Annotated in this window: 2 protein-coding genes; both read left to right on the top strand. The window is 75.5% G+C overall.

Annotated features, from left to right (window positions below):
- Positions 1–268 precede the first annotated feature (268 nt).
- A complete protein-coding gene (locus ACGFYY_RS42145; protein WP_365276944.1) occupies positions 269–682 on the top strand; it encodes a hypothetical protein in 414 nt (137 codons plus the stop codon).
- A gap of 28 nt (positions 683–710) precedes the next feature.
- Positions 711–1,478 (top strand): NDP-sugar synthase, encoded by a 768-nt coding sequence (locus ACGFYY_RS42140; protein ID WP_393717913.1) that lies wholly within the window; start codon positions 711–713, stop codon positions 1,476–1,478.
- The last annotated feature ends 213 nt before the right edge of the window (positions 1,479–1,691 follow it).

The following is a 1,691-nucleotide window of genomic DNA, read 5'->3' as shown; positions in this document are numbered from 1 at the left end:
CCACCTATGGCCGCCCCCCCCCCCCGCCCCGCCCGCCCCCCCCCCCCCCCCGCGGGGGGGGGGGGGGGGGGGGGGGGGGGGGGCCCCCCCCCCCCCCCCCCCCCCCCCTCCGGCGTCCGTTCGCCGTCCGCCGCCGCGGCCGGAACCCCGGCAGACCGGGCCATTCGGCCCCAGCCGTCAACCCTTAATTCGAAAAACCACGTCGAACCATCCCCCGACAGGGTGACTAAATGTCGCCAAATCTTCACCGAGCGCTACTCTCGCCCTCGTGACCCACACTGCCCGCCGTATCGGCCGTTCCCTCGCCCTGGTCCTGCCCGTCGTCCTGGTCCTGTCCGGGACCCTCGCGGTCACCATGGTCCCCTGGGCGGACACTTCGTCCTCCCAGGTATTGACCGCCGCCGCCGAGGACGTCTCCGTCCCCGCGAAGCCGCGTGCCGCGCACGAGGTGCTGCGCGACCAGCTCGTCGGTGAGCTGCAGCAGGGCGAGCGGCCGGACGACGTCCTGACCCACCTCCAGCAGGAGGTCGACAAGCGGCCCTCGCTCGCCGAGCACTGCGTGGGGATCGCGCGGGCGCTGGGGCGGGCCGCCGTGGACGCGTACGGCCCGACGAAGGCCCAGTCCTACTCCCGGCCCGTCTGCGACACCTCGTACGCCTCCGGCGTCGCCTCCATGGGCTGACGCTCGTCACGTCCCTACGCTGGCCGTCATGACCGACGACCACCGATCCGCACCACCCGCGCCCTCCGCAGCCGCGTTCCCCGCCACCCCCACCCAGGCCGTCGTCCTGGCGGGCGGCCAGGGTTCGCGGCTGCGGCCGTACACGGACGACCGCCCGAAGCCGATGGTGGAGATCCCGGGGACGGGGCTGCCGATCATCGGGCACCAGTTGGCCTGGCTGGCCTCCGAAGGGGTCACGGACGCCGTGGTCTCCTGCGGGCACCTGGCCGAGGTGCTCCAGGAGTGGCTGGCCGGGGCCCGGTTGCCGCTCCGCGTGACCACGGTGGTCGAGGAGGAGCCGTTGGGCCGCGGCGGCGGCCTCAAGTACGCGGCCCGGCACCTCCCGCACCCCGACGGGGCCTGGTACGCGACCAACGGCGACGTGTGGACCCGTTTCTCGCTCCGCGAGATGGCCGCCTTCCACACCGAGCGGGACGCGGTGGCCACGCTCGCTCTGGCCCGGCCGCGGATCCCGTGGGGGGTCGTGGAGACCAACGAGTTCGGGCACGTACTGGACTTCATCGAGGCCCCGCCGTCGCCCTACCTCGTCAACGCCGGCGTGTACGTCTTCAGTCCCGAATTCGCGGCGCTGCTGCCGGACTTGGGCGACCACGAGCGCTCGACGTTCCCGCGCCTGGCCCGTGAGCGGCGTCTCGCGGGCTTCCCGCTGCCGCAGGGCGCCTACTGGCGGGCGATCGACACCGCGAAGGACCTCACCGAGGCCGCACGGGAGTTGGCGGCGCAGAAGGGCCTCTGAGGCCCGTCACGCGCCGACCGGAGCCCGTACCCGTACCCGTACGTACGCGGCCGCACGCGCCCGGCACACGCACGGGGGGGGGGGGGGGGGGGGGGGGGGGGGGGGGGCCCCGGCCCCCCGGGGGGGGGGGGCGGGGGCGCGCCCCCCCCCCCCACCCCCCCCCGCAGGCATGGTTTGGCGGTGTTTGGGGCGGGGGGTGGGGGGGGTTTGGGT

The sequence above is a fragment of the Streptomyces sp. NPDC048331 genome, assembly GCF_043201215.1.
GTDB lineage: Bacteria > Actinomycetota > Actinomycetes > Streptomycetales > Streptomycetaceae > Streptomyces.
Note: the sequence above shows the minus strand (reverse complement) of the source record. Positions and strands in the feature narration are given on the sequence as shown.